This is a genomic window from Methylobacterium nigriterrae, from assembly GCF_037106235.1.
GTDB lineage: Bacteria > Pseudomonadota > Alphaproteobacteria > Rhizobiales > Beijerinckiaceae > Methylobacterium > Methylobacterium nigriterrae.
Genome location: NZ_JBAWTG010000025.1, coordinates 35,939 through 60,115 on the forward strand (window position 1 = coordinate 35,939; position 24,177 = coordinate 60,115).

A 24,177-nucleotide genomic window follows, 5' to 3' on the forward strand; every position below is an offset into this window, starting at 1 on the left:
AAGCCCGGGGTCCTGTCAGGAGCCCGGGCTCACTGGGTCAGGCGCGCCGCGGCTGTGGCCTGGGCGAACATGGCGTTGAGCGCCGCCGTGATCTCGTCGGAGGTGCTGGCGGTGCGGAAATAGCCCGGCGAGGCGCAACTCCGGAGCGTATCCGGTACGCTCGGGATGAGGCCGTTCACGCGATCGTTCTCATAGCCGACATTGGTGTTGTAGGGTTGGGCAATAGGTACGTAGGGAATGTAGAGGACCGAGATCGTGATGCCGCGATTTTTCAAAGGCGTGCAGAGATTGGGGTCGAGCAAATTTGCCTTCGAACCCGTCCAGCCGAAACTGTTGGACCAGTACTGATCGTTCTGGACGCCGTCGGTGACGAGGAAAATGAACGGCTGCGGCGTGAGGGAACTCGATCCGTCGCCCGACCGTGTGATCTTGCTGTTGATCGTCGGGAAGAGGTTCTCGAAATGGGTGCCGCCGCTTCCGCGCGGCCGCGATGAATCGCCGATGTCCATATAGGCTTCGAGACCGGCCGCGATCGGTTGTAGCGAGTCGAGGTCGGTTGTCGCGTCGGCCGCGGTTTCCATGTAGCTCACGAACGGAAACAGACCGACGCGATACTGGTTCGGTATGGTCTGATTCTGCTTGGCCGTGGTGAGAAGCTGCGCGACGGCGTTTCCGACCGTCTCGATCCGCAATGTGATTTTATTGGGTTTTGCGATCGAGTATCCAACAAAAGACGGAAAATGGCATGCGAAAGCGCAATTGTTCTTTGTCTGTCCCCAGTTCATGTCGGGATTAATTCTCGCGAAATCGAGTTGTTGCTGCGCACTGGTCGGGAAGCCCATCGATCCGGACGTGTCGAGCAGCAAGTAGAAGTCAAGGTAGGAGCCCATCGTGACGCTGGAGGCTGCGCCCCCGGACAAGGCGACCGTGCTTGTGCCAAACAGCTTTCCGAACGCGCTCGGGTAGCTGCCTGCGTATTGAACGTTCGCGGTGAAGGTCTGTCCTTGGCGTGCCATCCGAACGGTTGGGACGGCAGGGACAGTAAGTGTCACCTTGCCGGCATTCGTCGCGAAGGCTTTCGCGCCCAGCGCCGTGCCGGCGGCAATCGCGCCGTCGGTCAAGGCTGCGCCGCTCTGCGATCCCGAGTTCTGGGCGACGTAATCGCTGGCTCCCTTGATCGCCGCGATGGCCGCGGCGTCCGCCGCGGCGTCCAGGCGGTTGCGAAATACAGTCCTCTGGCCGTGCTCGATCCCCAACCCCAGGAGTCCGATGGTCGGAAGCGCGGCGAGCGCGAATACGATAGCGACGTTGGCGCTCTGGTCGCAGCGCAATCGCGCAGCCTGCCGGACAGTCCAGCGCAAAGCCGCGTGTCGTGCGCGGGGCCTTGTGCATGCTTGCTTCATGGCGGCGAACCTTTACATGTGGCAATCGACGATATAGTTTCCCTGACTGTAATCGAATGATATCGTTGAGACATATCGCGGAGCCAAATAGTAGGTCCGACTGATGAATTTTTTTCTGATAAAGGAACTTCCGACGAGCGGCGTGTACCAGTATGCGGCCTGGACCACGATGAGCGACCCCGGGCCAAAAGTGTCGGTCGGTAACGTCGTCGATGTCGGGTCCGCCGTATCGGGCGCCGGCAGCATCGGTACGTAACATGAAAGTGGATATGCGCCGTAGGACCAAGACAGAAAGGCAGTGTAACTGCAGTCCTTCGTGCAAGATGGGATCGTTCTAAAGAACTTCACGAATGCAATCGTAAATGAAATATTTTGATACCAGGGAATACCGCGTTGCTTTGCTTCCTTGAGCACTTCAGGGAATATAACCATCGAAGAATCATTATAGAAAAACAAATCAGCTAAATTAACAGAACCACTCTTGTTTTGGGCGAGCATCCCGGCTGTGGCACGAGCGATTTCAGAGACTTTGCGCGTGTAGTTGATGTACCGGCCGACCTCGACCCCGCTGAGCAAAAGGGCCAGGATGACAGGCGCGATGACTGCGAACTCGACGGCCGAGGCAGCACGCGCATCCTTCGCAAGATCCTCGGCGTGCGTCCGCAACGCCCTTGCGAGGCGATTGCTTCGAGTCCAGGATGGACATCGGCGGATATGGTCTCGGTCTGCGATCATGGTCAGCAACTCGCCTGAGGCTGGCTGCCCGATGCGTATGGCTCGTTGCGAAACACGGACGACGCGTTGAGAAACCGGATGCTGTTGCCGTTCCGGAGGGAGGCCAGCAACTTCCAGGCGGGGCTGAAGACCGGCATCGCGTAGGCGACCTGCACGTAGACGTACGATCCCGGTTGACCTGGGCAGTACGGGGTCTGCGATCCATCGGTTTTCACGCGTATGATATCGCTCTGATCTGGCAACACGTAGGCATAGAATCCGTTCGGCGCTGTCCCCAGCGGAACCGTCTGAATGCTCACGGTGACGTCGGTGCAACTCATGGCCCCGCCGAGCAACGGGCACAGGAACTGCGTCTTGAAATCGGAGGCCGAAGCGGCCGTATTCGCGACGGAGCCGACCTGAATCTGGCGAGTCGCGCTCGACGTGGCCTGGCCGAGCCGGAAGGTCTCGTAGAAATACAGGCCGATCTGCATGAATTCGACGATGGTCAGGATAACCAGCGGGGCGACCATCGCGAACTCGACGGCGCTCGCGCCGGAGAGGCATCGCGCAAGCGTTCGGCGCGCTCCGGTCGGGAGCCGTTCTGTCCGGCGCACGTGCGGCAATCGCAGCGATAGATGGTGCATGTGCTACAACTAGACGCTGTACATCTGGCGATGTCCTTGTAAATTCAGTCTTGAGGCAAACATCCTAAGAAAAAATTGCCGTCGATATATTGTGCTCGACGATGTCTGAGCTTTGCCGGTTCCCTCGCAGGAACGGATACGGACGTCAGCGGAAGCGGTCGATTCCCCGTCCCGATCGTCGAGGCCTCCGGCCGCGCTGGAAACCGCCCGATCTATCGGGCACAAGGCCGGCGTCCCCTCTTGCAGGCTTCGTTCGATGGTGCGTTCAAGCGAGCTGGCGGTCGCCGCCCCCGCCATCATCTTGGTGGAGCCGCAGCTCGCCGAGAATATCGGCATGACGGCCCGCGCCATGGCGAATTTCGGGCTGTCGGAGCTGCGCCTCGTCAACCCGAAGAACGGCTGGCCGAAGAAGGGGGTGCGGGAGGCGGCCTCGGGCGCCACGCACGTGCTCGACGCGGCCAGGATCTACGCCAGCGTGCCGGACGCCATCGCCGATCTGCACCACGTGCTCGCCACCACCGCCCGCGAGCGCGGGCAGATGAAGCGGGTCCTTGCGCCGGATGCCGCCATGGCCGAGATCGCCGGGCGCGGCGGGCAGCGGGTCGGCGTGATGTTCGGGCGCGAGCGGGTCGGGCTCACGAACGACGAGGTCTCGCTCGCCGACGCGATCGTCACCTTTCCGGTCTCGCCGGACTTTCCCTCGCTCAACCTCGCGCAGGGGGTGCTGCTCGTTGCCTACGAGTGGCGCCGCGCGGCCGGTCGAGCCGTGCTGCCGTTCTCGGGCGAGATGCTCTCGCCGCCCGCGACCCGCGAGGCGCTCCTGTCGCTGTTCGCAAGCCTGGAGGACACGCTCGCCCGGGCCGGATTCTATCCGCCGGAGAAGCGCGAGATCATGGCCCGCAACATGCGCGACATGCTCCACCGCATGGCGATGACCGAGCAGGATGTGCGGACGATGCGGGGCGCCCTGCGCGCGCTGACCGGCCGGGCCGGCCGCCCGCCGGCCGATTGACGCAATCCGCGCCTGCGGGGTCAGGCCGCATTAACCCCCTCAACAGGATTGGCTGCGACGATGCCGGCGCCATGCAGCGCTTCTCACTCAGCACGATCAGCGGCGAGTTCGCCAGCGCCAAGCGCGAGGCGGCGTTCCAGGCCGAGCGCCTGCCCGAGACCGCGCGCCATGCGCGGCTGCTCTTCGCGCTCGCGGCGATCCTGAACTTCCTGTTTCTGGCGAGCGACTGGCGCTTCCACGGCGAACCGCATTTCTTCGTCGCGGTGCCGGCCCGGCTCGGCGTCGTGGTGGTCTCGCTGCTCTGCCTCGGCCTCGCGCCGCGGGCCCGCAGCTTCGCGGCCCTCCAGCGCCTGATCCTGTGCTGGGAGGCGGGGGCCGCCGTCGGCGTGGCTTTCCTCGTCTCCTCCCGCTCGGACATCGCCCTGTTCGTCGTGCTGATGCTGCCGGCGGTTTTCCTGCTCGTCGCGCCGACGAGCTTCCGCTGGACCGTCGCGGTCGGCGTCCTGTCCTCCACCATCCTGCTCGCGGCCTATGCCCTGCCGCCGCCGCTGCCGGCGACGAGCCTCGGGCTCGGGCTCGCGGCCCTGATGTCGAACGTGGCGCTCCTGCTCGTCGTCGTGCGCTCGAACCGCCTGCGGCGGCTCGAATGGACCGCCATGCAGGCCGAGCGCCGCGCCAACGCGGATCTCGACGAGAGCCGGCAGCTTTTCGAGGCCCTGTTCAAGGCCGTGCCCATTCCGGTCGTCGTCTCGGAGAGCGCGGAGGGCCGCTTCGTCAGCATGAACGATAGCGCCCGACGCTTCTTCGGCGTCGAGAGCCCGGACGCCGTATCCAAGATCACCACCCGCGACCTGATGGGGACGGCCGAACGCCGCTCGGTGCAGGACGCCCTCGACCGGCAGAAGACGGTGCGCGACCTCGAAGTCTCGGTGAGAGCCGCCGGCGCCGCCTACCGCGACGTCCTGCTCTCCGCCGATTCCGTGGAGATCGGCGGCTGCCCCTGCGTGATCTCGAGCCTCGTCGACATCACGAGCCGCAAGGCCGTCGAGGAGACGATCCGCGAGGCCGCCCATCACGACGTGCTGACCGGCCTCCCGAACCGGGCGCTGTTCCACGCGACCCTCGACGCGGCGGTCGCGCGCGCCGAGGCCGCGGCCTCCCGCGTCGGGCTGATCCTGCTCGATCTCGACGCCTTCAAGGAGGTCAACGACACGCTCGGGCACGACGCCGGCGACATGCTTCTCAAGGAGGTCGCCCGGCGCCTCTCGGCCATTATCGGGCCGGACGACCTCGTGGCGCGCCTCGGCGGCGACGAGTTCGTTCTGATCACCGCAGGGGAACCGGACCTCGGCCTCCCGAGCCGGCGCATCCACGAGGTCGAGGCCGCCGTCCTCGACGTGCTCGGGCCCGCCGTCTCGATCGCGGGCCGCAGCGTCTCGCCGCGGGCGAGCCTCGGCCTCGCGCTCTTCCCGGAGCACGCGCGCAATGCCGCCGACCTGCTGACCAACGCCGACCTCGCCCTCTACGCGGCCAAGGCGGCCGGCCGCAACCAGGCCTGCCTGTTCCGGCCGGCGCTGCGGGCGAGCATCGAGGAACGCGTCACCGTGGCGCGCGAGATCCGCACGGCGCTGGAGGAGGGCTGGATCGTGCCCCACTACCAGCCCAAGGTCAGCCTCGCGACCGGGGCCGTGGTCGGGTTCGAGGCGCTGGCGCGCTGGCAGCACCCGACCCGGGGCCTGCTTGCTCCGGCCGCCTTCGCCTCGGCCTTCGACGATCCTGAGATCGGCGCCGCCCTCGGAACCCGCATCGCCCAGCAGGTCGCGCTCGATCTGCGCCGATGGCTCGCCCGCGGCCTCGATCCGGGCCGTGTCTTCGTAAACCTGTCGACCGCGCAATTCGCCGAGCGCGACCTTGCCGAGAACATTCTCGGCCTGCTCGAAGCGATCGGCGTTCCGACTTCGAGATTCGGCGTGGAAGTGACCGAGACGGTGCTCCTCGGCGGCCGCGGCGAGCGAGTGGCGGAGGTCCTCAAGCGCCTGCACGGCGCCGGCATCCGGGTCGCGCTGGACGATTTCGGGACCGGCTACGCCTCTTTGACCCACCTGAAGCGGTTCCCGGTGGACGAGATCAAGGTCGACCGCAGCTTCGTCAACGACCTGACCCGCGACCTGAACGACGCGGCGATCGTCAGCGCCGTGCTGCAGCTCGGGCGCAGCCTCGGCCTCGACGTGACCGCCGAGGGCGTCGAGACGCCCGAGCAGGCGCGCTTCCTGATGGCCGGTGGCTGCACCTTCGCCCAGGGCTACCTCTACGCGAAGCCGGTCGCGGGCAGCCGGGTGCCGTGGCTCCTGCAGAACGGGGCCGCGGCGCCGTGCCTGTCGGAAGCCGCCGAGCCGCGCCGCGCGGCCACGGCCTGAGCGGCGGGCGCCCCTCAGTCGACCTGCGCCAGAGCCTGCTCGACATCGGCGATCAGGTCCTCGACCGTCTCGAGCCCGATCGAGAGGCGAACCGTCTCGGGCCCGACGCAGGCCGCCGCCTTCTCGCTCTCGTCGAGCTGGCGGTGGGTCGTCGTGGCCGGATGGATCGCGAGCGACTTGATCTCGCCGATATTCACGAGGTGCGAGATCAGCTCCAGGCTGGTGATGAACTTCAGCGCCGAGGGCTCGCCGCCCCGCAAAGCGAAGGTGAAGATCGAGCCCGGTCCCTGCGGCACGTAGCGGCGGGCGAGGTCCTCACCGTTCTGACCGGGCAGACCGGGATAGCTGACCCAGGCGACCTTCGGGTGATCCTTGAGGTAGGCCGCGACCGCGCGGGCATTCGCGCAGTGGCGTTCCATGCGCAACGGCAGGGTCTCGATGCCGGTCAGCGTCAGGAAGGCGTTCATCGGCGAGAGCCCGGGGCCGAGGTCGCGCAGGCCGAACAGGCGGCAGGCCACCGCGAAGCTGATCTCGGGGAAGCGCTCGGTGATGACGAGGCCGTCGTAATCGGGCCAGGGATCGGTGATGAGGTTATAGTGGCCGTGCTTCGTCCAGTCGAAGCTGCCCGCATCGCAGATGATGCCGCCGATCGTCTGGCCGGAGCCGCCGAGGAACTTCGAGGTCGAGTGCACCACGATGTCGGCGCCGTACTCGATCGGCCGGATCAGGGCCGGGGAGGCCAGCGTGTTGTCGACCACGAGGGGCAGGCCATGCCGGCGCGCCACCGCGGCGATGCCCTCCAGATCCATCACGGTGGCGCAGGGATTCACGATCGACTCGCACACGATCGCCCGGGTCTCCGGCGTGATCGCGGCCTCGAAATCCTCCGGCGTCAGGCCCCGGGCGAATTGAGGCTTCAGGTCGTAGCGGCCGTCGAGGCGCCGCATCAGGCCGAGCGAGCCGCCGAACAGGCGCGGCGAGGACACATAGGCGTCGCCGCTCTTCATCAGGGTCATGAGGACGAGCAGAACCGCCGACTGGCCCGAGGAGACGGCGATGGCCGCCTTCGCGCCCTCGAGGGCCGCGACGCGCCGCTCCAGCGCCGCCACGGTCGGGTTCGAGCCGCGGGAATACGAGAAGCCCGTCCGCCGCATGGCGAAGATGTCGGCCGCCTGCTCGGTCGAATCGAAGACGAAGCCGTTCGTGAAGTAGATCGGCTGGACCCGCGCGCCGGTGGCGGGGTCGGGCGCGGCGCCGGCATGGATGGCCTGAGTCGCGAAACGGGGGGGTCGGGTATCGGCGGACATCGGCTCTGGCTTCGGTCTAGCGGCGGGCGGGGCCTCAGGCGGCGCGGCGGACGCAGGCGCGCAGGGTCCGCACCAGGGTCGTCGGCTCGTAGGGCTTCGGGATGAACCGGGCCCCGTCGGGCATGTCGTGCGGGCCCGGCGTGCCCATGCCGGAGACCACGAGGACGGGGATGGCGGGCCAGCGGTAGGCGACGAGGCGGGCGAGCGCGAAGCCGTCCATCGAACCCTGCGGCATGTCGACATCCGTCATCAGAATGCCGACATCGTCGCGATTTTCCAGGACTTTCAGGGCCTTGTCGGCATGGCTCGCTTCCACGACCGTGAAGCCGGCATCGGCGAGCGTGTCGGAGGCTTCCATCAGAAGAAGGCCGTCATCCTCCACGAGAAGCACGACGGGTTGTTCGGACGGATGATCAGTCATCAGGCCTGCGGAGATCCCTGGAACCGGAGTCCGGGGCCTATTCCCCGCGCTCCCCCCCGTCAAGGACCGGGGCCCATGGCGGGCGCCGCCGCCCGCATGCTCATGTGCGCGGACCGAGCAGAATGACGGCGGCGCCCCCCAGGCAGATCCCGGCGCCGGCGAGATCCCAGCGGTCCGGCCGCTGCCCCTCGACCACCCAGAGCCAGACGAGCGAGGCCGCGATGTAGACGCCGCCATACGCCGCGAAGGCCCGGCCGGCCGCCTCGCTGTCGACCAGCGTGAGGAGATAGGCGAAGAGCGCGAGCGACAGCCCACCGGGCAGGAGCCACCAGGCGGACTGCCCGAGGCGCAGGCAGGCCCAGACGGCGAAGCAGCCGGCGATCTCGGCGAGCGCGGCGGCGGCATAGGCGAGGAGTGTCGTCATCGGCGCCCCCTCGCATGCCGGGAGGCGGGGCGCCAAGCCCGTGCGGCCCGTCGGGCGGATCAGGTTACCTCGCCGACGACCGCCGCCAGCGGCGCCTCCATGGTGAGGACGACGCCGGTCGGCGGATAGGTCAGGCGTACGTTCCCGGCAAAGCTGTGCACAAGGCTGCGCTCGATCAGACGCGTCCCGAATCCGGTGCGGGTCGGGTGCGACACGGGCGGCCCCCCGATCTCCTCCCAGCGGAACAGGAGGTGATCCTCGCCGCGCAGAGACGCGATCTCCCAGGCGATCGCCACGTGGCCGGCGGGCGAGGAGAGCGCGCCGTACTTGGCGGCGTTCGTGCCGAGCTCGTGCAGCATCAGCGCGAGGGTGAGCCCCGGGCGGGCCGCGAGCGTCACCTCCGGTCCGCCGACGTGGAAGCGGTCCGGCGCCCCGTCGCCGTGAAGCGCGACGGCGCCGTCGACGAGCCGGCGCAGGTCCGTGCTCGACCAGGCACCCTGCATCAGGACGTCGTGCGCCTGCGCCAGCGCGAGGAGGCGGGCCCCGAGCGCCTCGCCGGCCGCCTGGAGGGAAACCGCGTTGCGCAGGGTCTGGGTCGCGACGGCCTGCACCATTGCCAGGGTGTTCTTCACCCGGTGGGCGAGCTCCTGCATGAGCAGGGTCTGGCGAGCCTCGTTCTGCTTCAGTTCGGAGATGTCGCGCGAGACGGCGAGGATCCGCTCCGGGCGCCCGTCGTTGCCATCCACCGGCGTGACGGCGATGTCCCACCAGGTGACCGTGGCACGGGCAGGCCCCGTCTCCAGCACGGCCTGGAAGCGCGAGGGGCGGCCGGCGCGGGCCGCGTCGAGGGCCTTCGCGATGCTGGCGCGGCTCTCCTCGCAGGACCAGAACCCGATCCAGGGCCGGCCGATCAGCTCGGCGAAGTTCGCGACGCCGAACACTTCCGGGCCGTTCGCGCTGAGAGCGATCAGGCGCCCGTCGAGGTCGAGCACCTTCACGCAATCCGTGGTCGTCCACAGGATTCGGCGGTTCAGCTCCTCGCTGGCGCGCAATTGCGCGTTGAGCTCCTCGACGTTCGCGAGGCGGACGGCGCCGTCCGCGAGGCTGCGCTCGTACCGGGCGGCCGCGGATTCCGCCTCCGCCAGCACCCGCGCCTTCTCGGCTGCGACCCTGTCGGCCTCGTCGCGGCTCGCCCGCCGTTCCGCGTCGAGGAAGCGGCCGAGGCGCTCCTGACGCTCGGCGTCGGCGGCCGCGCGCCGATGCGCCCGCAGGAGCAGGGCGCGCAGATGCGCGTTCTCGGCCTCCAACGAAGCGACCCGCCGGTCGTCGGTCGAGCTTTCGGGATAGGTGCTCGTGTACACCGCCACGCTCCCCTTGAGCGCCGGATATGGGCCGCCTCGAGCCAGATTGTGCGGACGCCAGCCAGCGCGTGGACCTGCCGACCGGCGAGACGTGGCGGCTTGCTGCCGACGGTTCGGCGGAAACTGGCGGATTGATCCGCTTCTCGCCCCGCCGCCTGCTCGACGACTCGCGATTCGGTGGTGATCGCACCCTACCATGCCGGCCCGGATCCGCAAGTAACCGATCGGCGGTTAACAGTGTTCAGTGAACTGTTGACTTTCGAAGAACTCGGATGGGGAGCCTGTCATTTGTTGCGGCCGAGCAGGACCAGCCAGCCGACGCCGATCGTGAACACCATCAGGCCGATGGTGATGAAGACCGGCGTGCCGAGGTCGATCAAGCGCGGTGCGAGCTGCGTCGCGAAGGCGGCCACCACGAGCGCGACCGCGACGCGGGCCGCCGCCCGCTCGATGCCGCGGGTGACCTTGTCGAGACCCTTCACCTCGATCTCGACGGTGACGCGGCCCTGCTTCAGGCGGACGAGCATCAGATGGATCAGGGTCGGCAGTTCGGAGGCCGCGCCGAACAGGCCGACCCCGAGGGCCTCGGCCTTGCGCCGGATGCCCCGCAGCGAGAACTGGGTCTGCATCGTCGAGCGCACGGTGGGTCCGGCGGCGGCGAACAGGTCGAAGTTCGGGTCGAGCTGGCGCATCACGCCGTCGGCGGTGACGAGGCCCTTGAAAAGGATGGCGAGGTCGGTCGGCATCGCGAGATCGTTCTCGCGGGCCATCGTCATGAAGTCCGTGAGCACGAGGCCGAGGTTGAGCGGGATCGAGGAGTGGCTCTCGACGAAGGCCTGGGCGGAGGCCTCGAGCTTTGTGAGGTCCGGGTTGCTGGCCCCCGTCCAGTCGAGGAGGACGGCCATGAGCCCGTCGGCGTCCTGCTTCAGCATGGCGCCGATGAGCACGAGGAGCTGGTTGCGCCGCTTCTGCGAGAGGCGGCCGATGATGCCGAAATCGATGAAGCCGATGCGGTCGCCGGACATCGCCAACAGGTTGCCGGGATGGGGATCGGCGTGGAACACCCCCTCGATCAGCGCCATCCTGAGGAAGGCGTCGGTGCCCTTCTGGGCGAGGAGCTTCTTGTCGACGTTCGCGGCCCTCAGCCCCGCCTCGTCGCTCGGCGAGATCCCGTGGATGAATTCCTGCACGAGCACCCGCTCGGAACACCATTCCCAGTAGATTTTCGGGAACACGATGTCGTCGCGGCCCTCGAAGATGGCGGCGAGAAGCTCGCAGTTGCGCGCCTCGTTGAGGAGGTCGAGCTCGCCGTTGAGGCCGGCCGCGAGATGGCGCATCTGCTCGCGCGGCTGGTAGCGGGCCATGTCGGGCCACTCGGTCTCGACGATGCGGGCGCCGTGCGCCATCAGGCGCAGATCCGCCTCGATGATCTTGCGCAGGCCCGGCCGCAGCACCTTGACCACGACCTCCTCGCCCGAGTGCAGCCGCGCCCGGTAGACCTGCGCGATCGAGGCCGAGGCGATCGCGTCGGTGTCGAACTCCGCGAAGACCTCGAAGGGCGAGGCGCCGAGGTCGGTCTCGAGCTGCGGCCGGATCTGCTCCCAGGGCATCGGCGAGACTTGGCTGTGCAGCTTTTCCAGCTCCTCCGTCCAGGCCGGGGAGAGGAGGTCCGGCCGGCTGGCCAGCACCTGCCCGAACTTGATGAAGGTCGGTCCGAGCGCCTCGATGGCCCGGCGCAGCCGCTCGGGCTGGGACAGGCGGGTGACGTCGACGCGCGGGCCGCGCCGCGGCAGCAGCGGGATGTAGCGCAGCCCCAGCCGGTCCACGACCTTGTTGACGCCGAAGCCGATCAGGATCGTGGCGATCTCGGACAGGCGCTGACGATCGCGCGCGGCAACGAAGGCGGTTTTCAGCATTGAGCGGTACGACCCGTGCAGGCGCCGGTATCGGCGCTTCCGCCCGAACATCACGCGGTTCGGACTTTTTTAGGGACGCGACTCGCGGAAGGAAGGGTCGGGACGGAATCGCGCCCTTCCTCGCCGGGCCGCGCGGGGCAGCCCCTTGCGCGCAACGCCTTGCGCCGCTCTCGCGCCCGGGCGTAAACGGCTCGGATGGGCCTGCCCGAGGAGACATCGATGACCGACCGCCTGCCCGGCTTCAACACCCTGGCGATCCACGCAGGCGCGAGCCCGGACGCGGCGACCGGCGCCCGCGCGACACCGATCTACCAGACCACGAGCTTCGTCTTCGACGACGTGGACCACGCCGCCTCGCTGTTCGGACTGCAGGCCTTCGGGAACATCTACTCGCGCATCACCAACCCGACGAACGCGGTGCTGGAGGAGCGCATCGCGGCGCTCGAGGGCGGCACGGCGGCCCTCGCGGTCGCCTCGGGCCACGCTGCCGAGTTCCTGACCATGCATGCCCTGATGCAGCCGGGCGACGAGTTCGTGGCGGCCAACAAGCTCTACGGCGGCTCGATCAACCAGTTCAACCATTCCTACAAGAACTTCGGCTGGTCGGTGGTCTGGGCGGACACGGACGATCCGTCCTCCTTCGAGCGGGCGATCACGCCCCGCACCAAGGCGATCTTCTGCGAGTCGATCGCCAATCCGGGCGGCGTGATCACCGACATCGCCGCGATCTCCGAGATCGCGAGGCGTCACAACATCCCGCTCATCGTCGACAACACGATGGCGACGCCATACCTGATCCGCCCGTTCGAGCACGGCGCCGACATCGTGGTGCACTCCGCCACGAAGTTCCTGGGCGGCCACGGCAACTCGATCGGCGGTCTCATCGTCGACGGCGGCCGCTTCAACTGGGCAGGCGACGAGCGCTACCCGATGTTGAGCCGGCCGCGGCCCGAATATGCCGGCATGGTCCTCTCGGAGACCTTCGGCAATTTCGGCTTCGCGATCGCCTGCCGGGTGCTCGGCCTGCGCGATCTCGGGCCGGCGCTCTCGCCCTTCAACGCCTTCCTGATCCTCAACGGCATCGAGACCCTGCCGCTGCGCATGCAGCGCCATTCGGACAACGCGATGACGGTGGCGACCCACCTCGCGGGCCACGAGGCTGTGGCCTGGGTGAGCTATCCGGGGCTCGAGACCGACCGGTACCACCAGCTCGCACGGCGCTACACGCCGAACGGGGCAGGGGCGGTCTTCACCTTCGGGCTGAAGGGCGGCTACGAGGCGGGCGTCAAGCTCGTCTCGAACCTGCAGCTCTTCTCGCACCTCGCCAATATCGGCGACACGCGCTCGCTCGTGATCCACCCGGCCTCGACGACGCACCGCCAGCTCACGGACGCGCAGAAGACGGCCGCCGGGGCCGGGCCGGAAGTGGTTCGGCTGTCGGTCGGCCTCGAGGATCCGGCCGACCTGATCGAGGATCTCGACGCGGCGCTGCGGGCCTGACCGAGCCGGTGTGGCCGCGCCCCCGATCGGGCGCGGCGCGCTCGTGTTCCGGCGGAGCCGTGGGGCCCCGCCGCGAGGTTCAGGCCGCGAAAGGCCGCAGCGCGTCCGCGGTCCGGAAGCCCTTGGGCACCGCGAAGTCCTTCGCGGCGCCACGCGAGGCCGCGAGACCCTTCGGGTAGCCGCTGCGGCCGCGATAATCCGCCAGCGGCCGCAGCGGCCGCCTCGTCTCCCGGCTCAGCGTGTCGGCGCAGATGATGTCGACCGCCGTCACGCCCGCGACCGCGGCGATCGCGATCATGAGGTTGTCCATGCGGCGGTTGCGGTTGTTCAATCCGCTGGCGAGGGTGGCGAGATCGAGGGCATCGCCCGCGACCCGGGCCCAGATCCAGGGAGCGGGATCGTCCGCCGCCAGGATCCCGAATCCGGTCCCGATCTCGCGCAGGCCGTAGGCGCGGATCAGATCCTCCTGCCCCCTGAGGCCGAGGCCCCGCGCGAGGCGCCTGCCCGCGACGAGTTCGGTCAACCCGAGGCCGATCGAGAACCAGCCGAGGCCCCGGGCGAGCGCGTCGGTCGCCTCGTCGGGGTGGCCGCGGCGACGGGATCGCGGTCCTTCGTAGCGCATGCCTCAACCTCCCTCAGGGCCTGATCACGACCTTGATGCAGCCGTCCTTCTTGTCGCGGAAGGTCTTGTACATCTCCGGACCCTGCTCGAGCCCGACCCGGTGGGTGATCACGAAGGAGGGGTCGAGCTGGCCGTCATCGATCCGCTTGACGAGGTCGTCGGTCCAGCGGTTCACGTGGGTCTGGCCGGTGCGGACGGTCAGGCCCTTGTTCATGAGCGCGCCGAACGGGATCTTGTCGAGCAGGCCGCCATAGACGCCGGGGATCGACAGCGTGCCGGCCGGGCGGCACACGTAGATCATCTCGCGCAGGACGTGAGGCCGGTCGCTCTCCAGCATCACGGCCTGCTTCGCGCGATCGTACATCGAGTCGATCGTCGCGGTGGCATGGGCCTCCATGCCGACGGAGTCGATGCACTTCTCCGGGCCCTTGCCGGCGGTGAGTTCGTTGAGGCGCGCGATCACGCTCTCTTCCGCGAAGTTGATCGTGATGGCGCCCCCCGCCCGAGCCATGTCGAGCCGCTCCGGCACTCTGTCGATGCAGACCACCTGCCTGGCGCCGAGCAGGATCGACGAGCGGACCGCCATCTGGCCGACCGGTCCGGCGCCCCAGATCGCGACCGTGTCGGTCGGCTCGATCTCGCACTGGACGGCCGCCTGCCAGCCGGTCGGCAGGATGTCGCTCAGGAACAGCACCTGCTCGTCACTGAGCGAGTCCGGCACCTTGATGTGCGTCTTGTCGGCGAAGGGCACACGCAGGTACTCGGCCTGCCCGCCGGGATAGCCGCCCGTGAGATGAGTGTAGCCGAACAGGCCCGCGGCGGTGTGGCCGAAGGCCTTCGCGGCCAGGTGCTTGTTGCGGTTCGAGCGCTCGCAGACCGAGAAGAACCCGCGTTTGCACTGGTCGCACTCGCCGCAGATGATCGTGAAGGGCACGACGATCCGGTCGCCCTTCTTGAGGGCGCCGTTCATGCCGCGCCCGACTTCCACCACCTCGCCCATGGTCTCGTGACCCATGACGTCGCCCGATTTCATTCCGGGCATGAAGTGGTCGTAGAGGTGCAGATCGGACCCGCAGATCGCGCAGGCCGTGACCTTGATGATGGCATCACGCTCGTGCTCGATGCGCGGATCTGGAACGGTGTCGCAGCGGATATCCTGGGTGCCGTGCCAGACCAATGCTCTCATGCCTGTTCCCTCCACGCTTCGTGCGGCGTCATCGCCTTCAACGAACCCCCGAGATTCCAGCAAGTTTCAAAGAAAGCTCAAGATTGACATGGGTTAATCTCGGCAGTCCGAGACGATGCGGGCGCGCTCCGCGCGCCGGGCCTCTGGGCAATCCGGCCGCGCTGCTCTAACGAGGCGCGCCGACACGCGAGACCGATCCGCGACCATGCTTCAGACGATCCCCCAGGCCGGCGGCCTCTCCGCCCGCCGCATCCTCGCGGCGAGCTTCGTCGGCACGGCGATCGAGTTCTACGACTTCTACGTCTACGCCACGGCCGCCGCGCTGGTGATCGGGCCGATCTTCTTCCCGCCCGGCGCGCCCGGCGTGCAGCTCCTCAGCGCCTTCGCGACCTTCGCGATCGCCTTCGTGGCGCGCCCGATCGGGGCGGCCCTGTTCGGGCATTTCGGCGACCGGGTCGGCCGCAAGGCGACCCTCGTCGCCTCGCTGATGATCATGGGCATCTCGACCGTGCTGATCGGCTGCCTGCCGACTTACGCGGCGGCGGGCTGGCTCGCGCCCGCGGCCCTGTGCCTGCTCCGGTTCGGCCAGGGGCTCGGCTTCGGCGGCGAGTGGGGCGGGGCGGCGCTCCTCGCGGTCGAGAATGCGCCGCCGGGGCGCCGGGCGTGGTACGGCATCTTCCCGCAGCTCGGCGCGCCCGTCGGCTTCATCTCGGCCAATCTCTGCTTCCTCGCGCTGAGCCTCGGGCTCGATGCCGAGAGCTTCCAGAGCTGGGGCTGGCGGCTGCCCTTCCTGGCCTCCGCGGCGCTCGTCGGCGTCGGGCTGTACGTGCGCCTGAAACTCACCGAGACGCCGCTCTTCAGGGCCGCGATGGCCCGCGAGGCGCCCGAGCGCGTGCCGCTCGCGACGATCCTCACGCAGCACGGGCGCGCCACGCTCCTCGGCACCCTCGCGATGGTCGCCTGCTACGCGGTCTTCTATCTCTCGACGGTGTTCGCGCTCGGCTACGGGACCACGGCGCTCGGCTATTCGCGCTCCACATTCCTGCTCTTCGAGTGCATCGCCGTATGCTTCATGGCGCTCGGCATCCCGCTCTCGGGCGCGGCCGCCGACCGTTTCGGACGCCGCCCGGTGCTCCTGACGGGGCTGCTTGCCACGATCGGCCTCGGCTTCCTGCTCGGCCCGATGCTCGCCAGCGGGCAGGGCGCCCTGGTCCTTGGCTTCCTCTGCCTCGGCCTTCTCGCCATGGGCTGGCTGTTCGGGCCGATGGGCGCGCTCCTGCCCGAGCTGTTCCCCACACGCGTGCGCTACACGGGCGCCTCGGTGACCTACAACCTCGCAGGCATTCTCGGCGCTTCCGGCGCCCCCTACCTCGCGCAACGCCTCGTCGATTGGGGCGGGATCGCCTGGGTCGGCGCCTATCTCGGCATCGCCGCGGCGCTCAGCTTCTGCGCCGTGGCGCTGATGCCCGAGACGCTGCGGCGGGAGGTCTGAGGCCGGCGCGGCCGCTTCAGTTCTTCAGTTCTTCTTGTCGAGGGGCCGGCCGAGAAGCCTCGCGAACTCGGCCTCGATCTCCTCGACAGAGAAGGGATTGGCGGGTTGCGCCGGCTTCGCGGGCGCAGGCCCGGCCGCGGGCTGAGATGCGACCGGCTCGGTCTTGGCGGTCTCGGTCTTGGCCGTCTCGGTCTTGGCCGTCTCGATCTTGGCCGTCTCGGTCTTGGCGGTCGGCGCGGTGTCAGGCGGATCCGGCAGGAACGGCCTCGGCTCGGGGCTCGGCGCGGGCGCGGGCTGCTGCGGGATCGGCGGCGCTGCGCGCGCCGGCATCTCGGGCGAGCCGTCCCGCTCGATCGGCGCCTGGGACGCCGCCATCGCGGCGGCCATCGGGTCCGTGACCGGGCGGTCCACGGGTGCGGCCGTCACGGGCGGCGGGGGCGGCATCGGCGCCGGGCCTGGCGCCGGACGCGCGGCGGCCTTGGCCGATCCGGGCGGCGGCGTCACCGCTGATGACGGCCGGGCCAGGGCGATCTCGAGCTGGCGAGCCATGTCGGACAGGATGCTGGCGTCGACGGCGCGCGGCTCCGCGGGTGCCGTGACGGGCGGCGCGGCGGCGCGCAGCGGAGGCTCCGGCGGCGCCGCCGTGAAGACCGGCTCCGACCGGGCCCGCTCGGACGCGACGTCGGGGCGCGGATTGACGAGCGGGGGCGTCGTCCGGCTGAGGGGACGCTTCGGCGGAACGTCCGCGCGCCGCGGCGCGGGCTCCGGCGTTGATTGCGCCGGCACCTCCTCGAATTCCGCGTCGGTCGCGAGCGCGGCGTCGTCGAGCGGATGCGTCACCGGCGGGGCCGCCTGCGAACCCGGCACGGCCGCCGGGACGACCATCGGCATCGCGAAGGCAGGGTCGAACAGGGGCGGTTCCGGTCGACGGGGCTCGAACTCGGCCGTCGGCTCCGCCATAGGCTCGGGCCGCAGGAGCGGGTCGGCCGCGGCGCGCAGGCCCCGCTGGATGTGGCGCTCGATCACCACGTCGTTCGGGCCGCCGACGAGAAGGAGGTGCTCCACGTTGTCGCGCCGCAGCAGGATCAGCTGCCGCTGGCGGTCGAGTTCGTAGACGTCGACGATGCCGAGCCGGGGCTGGCGGCCCCGCGGCGTGCTCTTCGCGGAGAGCGTCAGGCCCTTGCCCGAGAAGCGGCGCACGAGCAGCACGCCGGCCGTGAGCAGGGCGAGGATGACGAGGAAGATGACGGCGAACTGGAGGACGAAGGAGCCATCCGAGCCGAAAAACGCTGACAAGGCGGAAGTCTCTCTTTACCTGGGCGACCCGACGTAGGCCCGTCAATATCACGAGCGGGCGCCGGGCGGGCAATCAACCTTAAGACTTCGTTAACAGCTTTACCCGGGCTCACGCGCAGCGCCGCAAGCTTAACCCGGCGTTAACCATGCGCCCGGCAGATTTTGCCGACCGTACGGGAGCGTTCCGGCGGGCTTCGAACCGAGCGCAGGCGCCGTGGCCGTCACCGACCTTCCGATCCTGAGCATGATGCGGACCCGGATGCAGTGGCATCAGGCGCGCCAGAAGCTCATCGCCGAGAACGTCGCGAATGCCGACATGCCGGGCTTCCGGCCGCGGGATCTCGCGAGCCCGCGCTTCGACGCGGCGACGGGCGAGCTCGTCCAGGGCGGTGCCGGCGTCGCGCTCGCCCGCACCAGCGAGAGCCACATCGTGCCCGCCGGCAGCGACGGCCCGGGAGCCGATCCGCGCCGGGTCAAGGGCTTCGAGATCCGCCCGAGCGGCAACGGCGTGAATCTGGAGGAGGAGATGCTGAAGGCCGGCGACAACCAATCCGACTACCAGCTCGCCGCCTCGCTCTACCAGAAGAGCCTCGACGCCCTGAAGATCGCGGTCGGCAAGCGCTGACCCCGGACACATCTGAGCCGCCGGAGACCGCGCCGTGGATTTCATGAAATCGCTCACTATCGCGGCCTCGGGCCTGAAGGCGCAGTCCGGCCGCATGCGCATCATCGCCGAGAACATCGCGAACGCGGATTCCGCGCCCTCGAACCCCAATGCTGAGCCGTACCGGCGCAAGATCCCGACCTTCGGCCAGCATTTCGACCGCGAGACCGGCGCCACCCTCGTGGAGGCCGGCCGCGTGCGCCGCGACGCGACGGCATTCCGCACGAAGTACGACCCGGGCAATCCGGCCGCCGACGCGAAGGGCGAGGTGCGGATGCCGAATGTCAATTCGCTCATCGAGAACATGGACATGCGCGAGGCCCAGCGCTCCTACGAGGCGAACCTCAACATGGTCACGGCGACGCGCCGGATGATCTCGCGCACCCTCGAGATCCTGAAGTAGGGGCCGCAGCATGGCGACGAGCAACTTCGCGGCCGGGGCCTACGCCGCCGTCCAGAACGTCGGCGGCCTGAAGGGAGCGCCGAAGGTTCAGCCGCCGCAGGGCGCGGGCGGTGCCAACTTCTCCTCGCTGCTGGGCTCGGCCCTCGACGGCGTCGCCGAGGCGGGCCGCAAAGCCGATGCGCAGTCTCTCTCGGTCGCCGCCGGAAAGGCGAACGTGGTCGATGTCGTCACCGCCGTCGCCGAGAGCGAGACGGCCCTCCAGACCCTCGTCGCCGTGCGCGACCGCATGATCTCGGCCTACGAGGAGATTATGCGGATGCAGATCTGAGGCGCCGGACGCCCGCCCCGCCCCGAACCGAAGAAGCGTTCCCATGACCGGTCTCGCCATCCTCGACGTCGCCCGCGACGGCATCTTCGTCTTTCTGAAGGTCGCCGGCCCCCTGATGATCGTCGCCCTCGTCGTCGGCCTCGCCGTCTCGCTCATCCAGGCACTCACGCAGATCCAGGAGCAGACGCTGATCTACGTGCCTAAGATCGTCGCGGTCTTCGCCGCGCTCCTGCTGATGCTGCCCTTCATGGGCGACGCGCTCGCCGGCTACATGACTCGCATCGCGGCGCGCATCGCGGCGGGCGGCTGAGACGGCGGATTCGTGCCCTGCTATGAAGCCGCATGAATCTCCTCCTGCCGGGCATCGCGGCGGCCTACCTCCTCACCTTCGCGCGGGTCGGCACGCTCATCATGCTGATGCCGGGCCTCGGCGAGCAGCTCGTATCCGCACGGCTCCGGCTCGCCTTCGCGCTTCTGGTGGCGCTCGTGCTGTTCCCGATGGTGCGCCCGCTCCTGCCGCTCCAGGGCGGGGCGCTCGCCGGCCCGGGTCTGATCGCGCTGCTGTTCGGGGAGACGCTCGTCGGGCTGGTCCTGGGCCTGACCGTCCGGATGGTCCTCGCCGCGCTCCAGACGGCGGGGCTGATCGTCTCGCAGCAGCTCGGCCTCGGCTATGCTATGACCGTCGACCCGACCATGGGCGGCCAGCAGGCCGCGCTCGGCAACTTCCTGACGCTGCTGGGCGTCACCCTGATCCTCGCCGCCGATCTGCATCATCTCGCCCTCGAGGCGATCGGGCACAGCTACGCGGTGTTGCCGCCGAACGCGGTTCCGGACCTCGGCGAGGCCGCGATGCTGGCCCTGAAGGCCGTCGCGCGCGGGTTCACGCTGGCAGTCCAGATCTCGGCGCCCTTCATCGCCTTCGGCATCCTGTTCAACCTCGGGCTCGGCGTGCTCTCGCGGCTGATGCCGCAATTGCAGGTGTTCTTCGTCGGCGTACCGGCCTCGATCCTGATCGGCATGCTGATCCTGTTCGGATCGCTCGGCGTCATGATGGGCGTGTTCTTGGACGATCTCGGGCGCTACCTCGCCGAGTTCACCGGCCGCTGAGCCGGATCGGGAGGCCCTGAACCGTGGCCGAGGGAACAGAGCAGGAAGACAAGACGGAGGAGCCGACACAGCGGCGTCTAGATCAGGCGATCGAGCGCGGCGAGGTCGCCAACAGCGCCGAGATCAACACCTTCTTCGCGCTCGCCGCCTTCACGCTGGCGCTGCTCCTCGCCGCCGGACCGATCGCCCGCGCGCTGTTCACCCAAATGCGCGCCTTCCTGATGAACGCGCACGCTGTACCCTCGGACGCGCATGCCTACGCGGGGCTCGCGAGCCGCAGCCTGCTCATCTGGGCGCAAGCCCTGGCGATCCCGGCGGGCCTCGTCGTCGTCGCGGCGCTGGCCGCCGGCTTCCTCCAGCATCCCCTGGTCTTCACGACCGAAACCCTCGGCTTCAAGTTCGAGCGCGTCTCGCCGATGGCCGGGATCAAGCGCATCTTCGGGATCGAGGCGCTCGTCCAGTTCGCCAAGGGCCTCGCCAAGATGGCGGTGGTCGGCGTCGTGGCCGGCACGATCCTGTGGCGCGACCGGGACCGGCTCGAGGTGTTCGCCCGCCTCAATCCCGCCGCTTGCCTCCCCGCGGTCCTCGGCATCGCGCTGAAGTTGCTGGCCGGCGTCCTCGCCGTCTACCTCGCGATCACGCTCGCTGACGCCGTTTACCAGCGCTACCGCTGGCGTCAGCGCCTGCGCATGTCCAAGGAAGAACTCAAGCAGGAGATGAAGGAAAGCGAGGGCAGCCCCGAGGTGAAGGGCCGCATGAAGCAGCTTCGCGCCGCCCGGGTGAAGAAGCGCATGATGGCGGCGATCCCGCAGGCCACCGTGGTCGTCACCAACCCGACCCACTACGCCGTCGCCCTGCGCTACGAGGCCGGCATGGCGGCTCCCGTCTGCGTCGCAAAGGGCGTCGATTCGCTCGCCCTGCGCATCCGGGCCGTGGCCGCCGAGCACGACGTGCCGGTTCTGGAAAACCCGCCGCTCGCGCGCGCGCTCCACGCAACGGTCGAGATCGACCAGGAGATCCCCGCCGAGCACTACCGGGCGGTCGCCGAGGTGATCGGATTCGTCCTGCGCCTGCGCAAACGCGCGGCGTGAGCCGCGCGGAAAGCCACGCTTTATCCACCTTCTTTCGCGAGATTTTTCTAAGACTTCCGAAGCCAATCCCCTTGCTGCGGGAGCGAACGGGGGGCTAACCGGTGTCGGTACGGCTGGATTGGGGCCCGATGGCTGAGTTGAGTGGACCTACGGCGCCTGTCTCGGGCTCGATCGACCGGTCCGAGCGGCCCGGGCGCGTCGGCCTGCTTCTCGTGCTGGCGGGGCTCCTCGTCGGCGCGGCGATCGGCCTGTCCTTCGTCGCCAACGAGCAGGCCCAATCCCTCATCGTCTGGCTGCTCGCTCTGCTCGCCATGGCGGGCGTCTTCTTCCTGTTCGCGCTCGCGATCGGGGCGATCCAGCTCAGCGGGCAGGGCGCGCGCGACGACATCACCAAGAGCATCGTGGATGCCGCCCCGGAGGCCACCGTCGTGGTGGAGGAGGGCGGCCGCCTGATCTACGCCAACGAGGCGTATCTCCGGATCGCGGGCGGCGACAGCTTCTCGAGCCTGCGCTCGGTCGAGCGGATCTTCGTGGGTTCTCCTGAGGTCTCCGAGGCGGTCTATCGCCTCGCGCAGGCCGCCCGCGACGGGCGCAGCCACACCGAGGAAATCCGGATGGCGCCGCCGCCGAGCGGCACCGCCGAGCGGGAATTCGCGTGGTTCCGCATCATGGTACGGGCGGTGCCGCGCCCGCGCCGCAACGCCTCGCTCTGGACGGTGAGCGACATCACCCACGAGCGCGAGCGCCAGGAGAACGTCTTCCAGGAACTTCAGCACGCGATCGATTACCTCGACCACGCACCGGCGGGCTTCCTGTCGATCGATCCGGCTGGGACAATCGTCTACATGAATGCGACCCTGGCCTCTTGGCTCGGCTACGATCTCGCCACCGTCGGGCCGGGCGGCCCGCACCTCTCCGAGATCGCACCCGGCGCCGACATGCTGACCAGCACGGCCGGCCTGCCCGGCGAGGTGCGCACCGACCGCTTCGACCTCGACCTGCGCCGCCGCAACGGGCACTCGCTGCCCGCCCGGCTCTATCACCGCGTCGCTTTCGGCAAGGACGGGAAGCCCGGCTCCTCGCGGACCTTCGTGATCAACCGCTCGGCCGGCGCGGAGTTCGACGAGCCGCAGCGGGCCGCCGAGGTACGCCTCGCCCGCTTCCTCAACAACTCGCCGATCGCGATCGCGACTCTCGACCGGGCGGGCCACATCGCCCGGGCGAACGCCTCCTTCGCACGCCTCTTCGGCGCGATGCCCAGACAGGCGATCGAGGGCAGCACGGGCGAGGTCGGCGCCGAGCCGACCATGGGCGAATCCGTGATCGAGCGCGACCGCGGCACCCTGGAGGCGGCCCTTGGCAAGGCGGCGAGCGGGCTCAGCGACGTGCAGCCCATCGAGGTCTCGCTGACGGGCAACGGAAACCGCTCCGCCCGCGTCTGGCTGAGCCCGGCCGGGGGCGAGGGCTCGGCGGCCGACAAGGGCCTCGACGAGACCGACCGCGAGCGCGTCATCCTCTACGCCCTCGACACCACCGCGCAGCGCCAGCTGGAGCAGCAGGTCGCGCAGACCCAGAAGATGGATACGGTCGGCCAGCTCGCCGGCGGCATCGCGCACGACTTCAACAACGTCCTCCAGGCGATCATCGGCTACTCGGACCTCCTGATCGCGAGCCACAAGCCGACCGACCCCGCGTTCCAGGACATCATGCAGATCAAGCAGAACGCGAACCGGGCGGCGGGTCTCGTACGCCAGCTCCTCGCCTTCTCGCGCCGCCAGACCCTGCGTCCCGAGGTGATGAATGTCGGCGAGGCGCTGTCCGAGCTCACGCTCCTGCTGAAGCGGCTGCTGGGCGAGCGGGTCGATCTCGAGCTGAAGCACGGCCGCGACATCTGGCCCGTGAAGGCGGACGTCAACCAGTTCGAGCAAGTCATCGTGAACCTCGCGGTCAACGCGCGCGACGCGATGCCAGAGGGCGGCCGGCTGATGATCCGCACCGCCAACGTCCCGGATGCCGGCGACGGCCCGGAGGCTCGCGCCGTCGCGCCGGCCGGCGACCACGTGCTGATCGAAGTGCTCGATACCGGCGAGGGCATCCCGCCTGAGCTGATGGAGAAGATCTTCGAGCCGTTCTTCACGACGAAGGAGATCGGCAAGGGTACGGGTCTCGGCCTCTCCACGGTCTTCGGCATCATCAAGCAGAGCGGCGGCACCGTCGACGTGCGCTCGACGGTCGGGGAGGGCACGGCCTTCCGTATCTACCTGCCGCGCCACGAGCCGGCCGTCGAGGCGGAGCCAGAGACGGCTCCGCCCGCGACGCTGCCGAAGCTCGCCGCGCAGGCGCCTACGGTCGGGCCGGGCGGGGCGGCCGAGGCGCCGCCGGGGCAAGAATCGCCCGACGGCGCGATGGCGGAGCCCGCGAAGGTCGAACCGCGCAAGCCCGCGGCCGACCATACCGGGCAGGGGACCATCCTGCTCGTCGAGGACGAGGACCCGGTCCGCGCCGTCAACAGCCGGGCGCTCTCGGCCCGGGGCTACACCGTGCTCGAGGCCGCCTCGGGGCTCGAGGCGCTGCGGATCGTCGGCGAGGGGAACCACGAGATCGACCTCGTCGTATCCGACGTGGTCATGCCCGAGATGGACGGACCGACGTTGCTGCGGGAGATTCGCAAGCACCGTCCGGAGCTTAAGGTCATCTTCGTGTCGGGCTACGCCGAGGATGCGTTCCGCAAGAACCTGCCCGAGGGCGAGACCTTCAACTTCCTGCCCAAGCCCTTCAGCCTGAAGCAGCTCGTCGAGACCGTGAAGCGGACGATGTCGGCCTGAACAGCCCCGCAAGGCGGATCGCGCCCCTTGCCGAATGAGAA

At 68.9% G+C, this 24,177-nt stretch carries 22 protein-coding genes; 11 read left to right on the forward strand and 11 right to left on the reverse strand.

Annotation, left to right across the window (positions count from 1 at the left end; translation table 11 throughout):
- Positions 1 to 29 precede the first annotated feature (29 nt).
- From WDW90_RS15045 to WDW90_RS15055, 3 genes are read right to left on the reverse strand one after another with little or no spacing between them, the layout of a single operon-like run.
- Positions 30 to 1,361 carry a pilus assembly protein TadG-related protein gene (locus WDW90_RS15045; RefSeq protein WP_336488206.1) on the reverse strand — a complete coding sequence of 444 codons (1,332 nt, stop codon included), beginning with the start codon at positions 1,359 to 1,361 and terminating at the stop codon, positions 30 to 32.
- 54 nt (positions 1,362 to 1,415) lie between these two features.
- Entirely contained in the window at positions 1,416 to 2,138 is a 723-nt protein-coding gene (locus WDW90_RS15050) for a TadE/TadG family type IV pilus assembly protein (protein ID WP_336488207.1), read from the reverse strand.
- A 2-nt stretch (positions 2,139 to 2,140) separates the two neighbouring features.
- Positions 2,141 to 2,764: a TadE/TadG family type IV pilus assembly protein gene (locus WDW90_RS15055; protein ID WP_336488208.1), complete on the reverse strand. Its 624-nt coding sequence runs from the start codon at positions 2,762 to 2,764 to the stop codon at positions 2,141 to 2,143.
- A 256-nt stretch (positions 2,765 to 3,020) separates the two neighbouring features.
- Here WDW90_RS15055 and WDW90_RS15060 point away from each other — a divergent pair, with 256 nt between their 5' ends.
- Positions 3,021 to 3,776 (forward strand): RNA methyltransferase, encoded by a 756-nt coding sequence (locus tag WDW90_RS15060; protein WP_336488209.1) that lies wholly within the window; start codon positions 3,021 to 3,023, stop codon positions 3,774 to 3,776.
- 71 nt (positions 3,777 to 3,847) lie between these two features.
- Positions 3,848 to 6,193, forward strand: a complete 2,346-nt coding sequence (locus WDW90_RS15065) for a putative bifunctional diguanylate cyclase/phosphodiesterase (protein WP_336488210.1) — start codon at positions 3,848 to 3,850, stop codon at positions 6,191 to 6,193.
- 14 nt (positions 6,194 to 6,207) lie between these two features.
- On the opposite strand, the gene WDW90_RS15070 is transcribed toward WDW90_RS15065, so the two are convergent.
- The 5 genes from WDW90_RS15070 to WDW90_RS15090 form a co-directional block, all read right to left on the reverse strand.
- Positions 6,208 to 7,500, reverse strand: a complete 1,293-nt coding sequence (locus tag WDW90_RS15070; RefSeq protein ID WP_336488211.1) for an O-acetylhomoserine aminocarboxypropyltransferase/cysteine synthase family protein — start codon at positions 7,498 to 7,500, stop codon at positions 6,208 to 6,210.
- 34 nt (positions 7,501 to 7,534) lie between these two features.
- A complete protein-coding gene (locus WDW90_RS15075; RefSeq protein ID WP_336488212.1) occupies positions 7,535 to 7,921 on the reverse strand; it encodes a response regulator in 387 nt (128 codons plus the stop codon).
- Positions 7,922 to 8,021: 100 nt separating this feature from the next.
- Positions 8,022 to 8,345: a YnfA family protein gene (locus tag WDW90_RS15080; RefSeq protein WP_336488213.1), complete on the reverse strand. Its 324-nt coding sequence runs from the start codon at positions 8,343 to 8,345 to the stop codon at positions 8,022 to 8,024.
- 59 nt (positions 8,346 to 8,404) lie between these two features.
- Entirely contained in the window at positions 8,405 to 9,706 is a 1,302-nt protein-coding gene (locus tag WDW90_RS15085) for a sensor histidine kinase (protein ID WP_336488214.1), read from the reverse strand.
- Between the two features lie 284 nt (positions 9,707 to 9,990).
- Positions 9,991 to 11,622, reverse strand: a complete 1,632-nt coding sequence (locus WDW90_RS15090) for an ABC1 kinase family protein (RefSeq protein ID WP_336488241.1) — start codon at positions 11,620 to 11,622, stop codon at positions 9,991 to 9,993.
- 219 nt (positions 11,623 to 11,841) lie between these two features.
- Between WDW90_RS15090 and WDW90_RS15095 the strand changes: the two genes are divergently transcribed.
- Positions 11,842 to 13,122, forward strand: coding sequence for an O-acetylhomoserine aminocarboxypropyltransferase (locus tag WDW90_RS15095; protein ID WP_336488215.1), 1,281 nt, complete (start codon positions 11,842 to 11,844; stop codon positions 13,120 to 13,122).
- Positions 13,123 to 13,201: 79 nt separating this feature from the next.
- Here the strand turns inward: WDW90_RS15095 and WDW90_RS15100 are convergent, their stop codons facing one another.
- Together WDW90_RS15100 and WDW90_RS15105 are read right to left on the reverse strand one after the other, a co-directional pair.
- On the reverse strand, positions 13,202 to 13,744 hold the full coding sequence (locus WDW90_RS15100) for a cyclase dehydrase (protein ID WP_336488216.1): 543 nt from the start codon (positions 13,742 to 13,744) through the stop codon (positions 13,202 to 13,204).
- A gap of 13 nt (positions 13,745 to 13,757) precedes the next feature.
- Positions 13,758 to 14,930 carry a zinc-dependent alcohol dehydrogenase gene (locus WDW90_RS15105; protein WP_336488217.1) on the reverse strand — a complete coding sequence of 391 codons (1,173 nt, stop codon included), beginning with the start codon at positions 14,928 to 14,930 and terminating at the stop codon, positions 13,758 to 13,760.
- 205 nt (positions 14,931 to 15,135) lie between these two features.
- Between WDW90_RS15105 and WDW90_RS15110 the strand changes: the two genes are divergently transcribed.
- Positions 15,136 to 16,422, forward strand: coding sequence for an MFS transporter (locus WDW90_RS15110; protein ID WP_336488218.1), 1,287 nt, complete (start codon positions 15,136 to 15,138; stop codon positions 16,420 to 16,422).
- Positions 16,423 to 16,446: 24 nt separating this feature from the next.
- Here WDW90_RS15110 and WDW90_RS15115 read toward each other — a convergent pair whose 3' ends face one another.
- On the reverse strand, positions 16,447 to 17,718 hold the full coding sequence (locus WDW90_RS15115) for a hypothetical protein (RefSeq protein WP_336488219.1): 1,272 nt from the start codon (positions 17,716 to 17,718) through the stop codon (positions 16,447 to 16,449).
- Between the two features lie 214 nt (positions 17,719 to 17,932).
- On the opposite strand from WDW90_RS15115, the gene flgB reads away from it, so the two are divergent.
- The 7 genes from flgB (at position 17,933) to cckA (ending at position 24,136) form a co-directional block, all read left to right on the forward strand.
- On the forward strand, positions 17,933 to 18,343 hold the full coding sequence (flgB, locus tag WDW90_RS15120; protein WP_336488220.1) for a flagellar basal body rod protein FlgB: 411 nt from the start codon (positions 17,933 to 17,935) through the stop codon (positions 18,341 to 18,343).
- 34 nt (positions 18,344 to 18,377) lie between these two features.
- Positions 18,378 to 18,785, forward strand: a complete 408-nt coding sequence (gene flgC, locus WDW90_RS15125; RefSeq protein WP_336488221.1) for a flagellar basal body rod protein FlgC — start codon at positions 18,378 to 18,380, stop codon at positions 18,783 to 18,785.
- 10 nt (positions 18,786 to 18,795) lie between these two features.
- Positions 18,796 to 19,113, forward strand: coding sequence for a flagellar hook-basal body complex protein FliE (gene fliE, locus WDW90_RS15130; protein ID WP_336488222.1), 318 nt, complete (start codon positions 18,796 to 18,798; stop codon positions 19,111 to 19,113).
- A 43-nt stretch (positions 19,114 to 19,156) separates the two neighbouring features.
- The gene (fliQ, locus tag WDW90_RS15135) at positions 19,157 to 19,423 is read left to right on the forward strand and encodes a flagellar biosynthesis protein FliQ (protein WP_147027942.1); all 267 of its coding nucleotides are present in this window, start codon (positions 19,157 to 19,159) and stop codon (positions 19,421 to 19,423) included.
- A 32-nt stretch (positions 19,424 to 19,455) separates the two neighbouring features.
- Positions 19,456 to 20,220 carry a flagellar biosynthetic protein FliR gene (fliR, locus tag WDW90_RS15140; protein WP_336488223.1) on the forward strand — a complete coding sequence of 255 codons (765 nt, stop codon included), beginning with the start codon at positions 19,456 to 19,458 and terminating at the stop codon, positions 20,218 to 20,220.
- 23 nt (positions 20,221 to 20,243) lie between these two features.
- On the forward strand, positions 20,244 to 21,311 hold the full coding sequence (gene flhB / locus WDW90_RS15145; protein WP_336488224.1) for a flagellar biosynthesis protein FlhB: 1,068 nt from the start codon (positions 20,244 to 20,246) through the stop codon (positions 21,309 to 21,311).
- 128 nt (positions 21,312 to 21,439) lie between these two features.
- Complete coding sequence (gene cckA / locus WDW90_RS15150) at positions 21,440 to 24,136, forward strand: cell cycle histidine kinase CckA (RefSeq protein WP_336488225.1); 2,697 nt, start codon at positions 21,440 to 21,442, stop codon at positions 24,134 to 24,136.
- Positions 24,137 to 24,177 lie beyond the last annotated feature (41 nt).